Raw genomic sequence first — 3,106 nt, forward strand, 5'->3', positions numbered from 1 at the left:
CAAGCGGGGGTTTGGGGAAGGCTGAGCTTCCTTCTCCCCGTCACTATACGGGGAGAAGGTGCCGGCAGGCGGATGAGGGGCGGTGCCGACTTCGGCGACGATCGCAACCATTCACGCTTTGACAAATTCACGACTTTGGCGCTGCCCCTCATTTCCCTGCCGGGCATTTCTCCCCGTATAGTGACGGGGAGAAAGACGCTCTCAAGCCTTGGCGGGAATAGTCCTGATCACCGTGCCCCACGGATCTTCGCGGGTTGCCGGGCTCGTCACCTTGTCCGAACGCATCTCGACCCAGGCAAGGCCCGACCGGCTCGAATCGCGGCGGCCGGCGCCTGAACTCTGCCAGGCGTTGGCGCCGATGTGGTGATGATAGCCGCCCGACGACAGGAACACCGCCTGGCCACCGTATTTGGCCATGGTGTCGAAGCCAAATTCCTGGTTCCACCAGGCTTCGGCGTCTTCCGGCCTGCCGACACGCAGGTGGACATGGCCGACGATGCTGTTTTCCGGCGTACCCTGCCAGCCGGCATCACCCGCCGGCACTTCGGCAACGACGGACGGAATGTTCAGCCGTTCTGTCGCCATGGCAATCTTGTCGCCGTTCCACTTCCAGTCCTGCGGACGGCGGTCGGCATAGATCTCGATGCCATTGCCTTCGGGATCGGTCAGGTACAGGGCTTCGCTGACCAGATGGTCGGAAGCGCCCTCGATCGCGATCTTGTTTGATATGGCGTGGTTGATCCAGCGGCCGAGGTCGGCGCGGCTGGGCAGCAGGAAGGCGGTGTGGAACAGCCCGGCGCTGCGCGGATCATCCGGCTTGGCTGAAGCGTCCTGCTCAAGCACCAACAAGGGACGGTTGGCGGCGCCCAGGGTGATCGCGCCATCGGCACGGCTCAACTCCTGCAGACCGACAATTTCGCGGTAATAGGCGGCAAGGCTTTCCGCGTCGCGCGCCTTCAGCCCGACGCGGGCAACGCTGACCGGGGTGGTGGCGGCAAAAGGCAACTCGCTCATCGAATGCTCCGTTCGACCGGCCTGCGATGAAGCTCCCAAAGCGAGAAGCCCCACTCCGCCGATCATTGTACGTCGTGTCAGTTCCAAAGTCAGGGTTCCCGCGCACGGCTGTTTCTTTTCCTGACCACAGATCGTCCATCTGCATCGTTCACACAAGACGCGAAGAAGCGAACATGGTGTTCACTATTGTGATCAAAAGCGGCGTTCCTGCCGGTTGCACGAAGCGATGCCGCTCGCTATCTCAGCGCCATGAAGGTCAAGGAAGCAGATATTCTCATCGTACCGGGCTACACCAATTCCGGCCCCGACCATTGGCAGAGCCGCTGGCAGTCGAAACTGTCGACGGCGCGCCGCGTCGAACAGGCCGAGTGGTCGAAGCCGGTTCGCGAGGACTGGACGGCGAGCGTTGCCGAGGCGGTCAACGAGGCCGAGCGGCCGGTCGTCCTGGTGGCGCACTCGCTCGGTGTCGCCGCTGCAGTGCAAGCCATTCCGCAGTTCCGCAAGCCGGTTGCCGGGGCCTTCTTCGTGGCACCTCCCGACGTCGCCAATCCCGAGATCAGGCCCAGGCACCTGATGACCTTCGGCCCCTATCCGCGTGAGCCGCTGCCCTTTCCCTCGATCGTGATCGCCAGCCGCAACGATCCGTTCTGCGCCTTCGATGTCGCGGAGGATATCGCCGGCGCCTGGGGTTCGCTGTTCATCGATGCCGGTGAGACCGGTCATCTCAACCCGGATTCAGGTTTTGGTCCTTGGCCCGAAGGTTCAATGACCTTCGCCAAATTCCTGACGGATCTGAAACCTTGAGCGTCTTCAGGACCCGATCGAATCGCGGACGCTCTTGATCAGCGTTTTTGCCCCAAGCCCGATCAGCGAATGCTCGGAGCCCATGGCCAGCAGGCGATAGCCCATCGACACGACCCGGCCGGCAATTGCCGGCTCGACAACGTAGATCGCCGCATGTTTGCCGGCCTTGCGGGTGCGCTCGGCCACCGATGCCACCGTCTCCATCATGCTTTCCAGCGTCGAATTGACGGTCGCACCATTGCTCCAGGCGATCGAGAAATCCGACGGGCCGAGGAAGATGCCGTCGATGCCGGGCGTGTCGAGGATGCCATCGAGCGCATCGAGGGCGGCACGCGTCTCGACCATGGCGAAGGCCATCGTGCGCTGGTTGGTGTCGCGCAGCCAGTCGGCCTGGTCGCCTTGGCCGTGGCGTGGAAAAGCGTAGGTCGGACCCCAGGAGCGCTCGCCGAGCGGCGGGTATTTCATGGCGGCGGCGAACAGTTTTGCATCGGCAACCGAATTCACCATCGGCGCGATGACTGCCTCGGCGCCGAAATCGAGCGCGCGGCTTGCCATGTCGAAACGGCCAACGGGAATGCGCACCAGCGCCGGCTTGCCGGCAGCGAGCACCGGCACCAGGCCACGCAGCACGCTGTCTTCGTGATGGCCGCCATGCTGCATGTCGAGCGTGACGGCATCGAAACCCTGCTTGGCGACGATTTCGACGGTCAAGGCATCCGGCACGCCGGACCATGCGGTGAACAGCGTTTCGTCGGCCGCGAGGCGGGACTTCAGGGACATGGATACTTTCCTTGTTAACTCCGGCAGTTTCAGCCGGAAACCGCGACAAAGGCAAAGAAAAACCGCCCGGATAGGCCGGGCGGTCGATTGGTCCAGCGTATGGCCGGGATCAGCGCATGGCCCGGATCAGGTGTTCTTGATCTGCTCGATCGCCTGCGCCATCAGTTCGTCCATCGTGCGGCGGATCTGGTGATCCGACTGCTCGACGCCGGCCGCGTCGAAATCCCCGCGGATTTTGCGGAACACGTCGTGGTCGCCGGCTTCCTCGATGTCGGAGATAACCACTTCCTTGGCATAGGCGTCGGCATCCGCGCCGGACTTTCCGAGCTTTTCGGCGGCCCACAGGCCGAGCGCCTTGTTGCGGCGCGCCGAGGCCTTGAACCGAAGCTCCTCGTCGAATGCGAATTTACGCTCAAAGCCCTCTTCGCGGTCTTTCATGCTGCTCATGGCGTCCCTCCGGTCAAATTCGATTCGTTGGCGGTGAATATGTGCGTTGCCAAAGCACAAA

The 3,106-nt window shown here is 62.9% G+C and carries 4 protein-coding genes; 1 reads left to right on the top strand and 3 read right to left on the bottom strand.

What is annotated here, in order from left to right:
- Nucleotides 1–201: 201 nt before the first annotated feature.
- Nucleotides 202–1,014, bottom strand: a complete 813-nt coding sequence (locus EN906_RS28685) for a VOC family protein (RefSeq protein ID WP_127269897.1) — start codon at nt 1,012–1,014, stop codon at nt 202–204.
- Between the two features lie 249 nt (nt 1,015–1,263).
- Here EN906_RS28685 and EN906_RS28690 point away from each other — a divergent pair, with 249 nt between their 5' ends.
- Complete coding sequence (locus EN906_RS28690) at nt 1,264–1,818, top strand: alpha/beta hydrolase (protein WP_127269899.1); 555 nt, start codon at nt 1,264–1,266, stop codon at nt 1,816–1,818.
- A 6-nt stretch (nt 1,819–1,824) separates the two neighbouring features.
- Here the strand turns inward: EN906_RS28690 and EN906_RS28695 are convergent, their stop codons facing one another.
- Both EN906_RS28695 and EN906_RS28700 read right to left on the bottom strand, forming a co-directional pair.
- Nucleotides 1,825–2,598, bottom strand: coding sequence for an HpcH/HpaI aldolase/citrate lyase family protein (locus tag EN906_RS28695; RefSeq protein WP_127269901.1), 774 nt, complete (start codon nt 2,596–2,598; stop codon nt 1,825–1,827).
- Nucleotides 2,599–2,724: 126 nt separating this feature from the next.
- A complete protein-coding gene (locus tag EN906_RS28700) occupies nt 2,725–3,045 on the bottom strand; it encodes a DUF1476 domain-containing protein (protein WP_013532126.1) in 321 nt (106 codons plus the stop codon).
- Nucleotides 3,046–3,106 lie beyond the last annotated feature (61 nt).

Source organism: Mesorhizobium sp. M7A.F.Ca.CA.004.06.1.1, assembly GCF_003999135.1.
Taxonomy (GTDB): Bacteria; Pseudomonadota; Alphaproteobacteria; order Rhizobiales; family Rhizobiaceae; genus Mesorhizobium.

Excerpts from the sequence above, each read along its gene's own strand:
- EN906_RS28695 (WP_127269901.1), bottom strand. The coding sequence starts at position 2,598 with ATGTCCCTGAAGTCCCGCCTCGCGGCCGACGAAACGCTGTTCACCGCA.
- EN906_RS28685 (WP_127269897.1), bottom strand. The coding sequence starts at position 1,014 with ATGAGCGAGTTGCCTTTTGCCGCCACCACCCCGGTCAGCGTTGCCCGC.
- EN906_RS28690 (WP_127269899.1), top strand. The coding sequence starts at position 1,264 with ATGAAGGTCAAGGAAGCAGATATTCTCATCGTACCGGGCTACACCAAT.
- EN906_RS28700 (WP_013532126.1), bottom strand. The coding sequence starts at position 3,045 with ATGAGCAGCATGAAAGACCGCGAAGAGGGCTTTGAGCGTAAATTCGCA.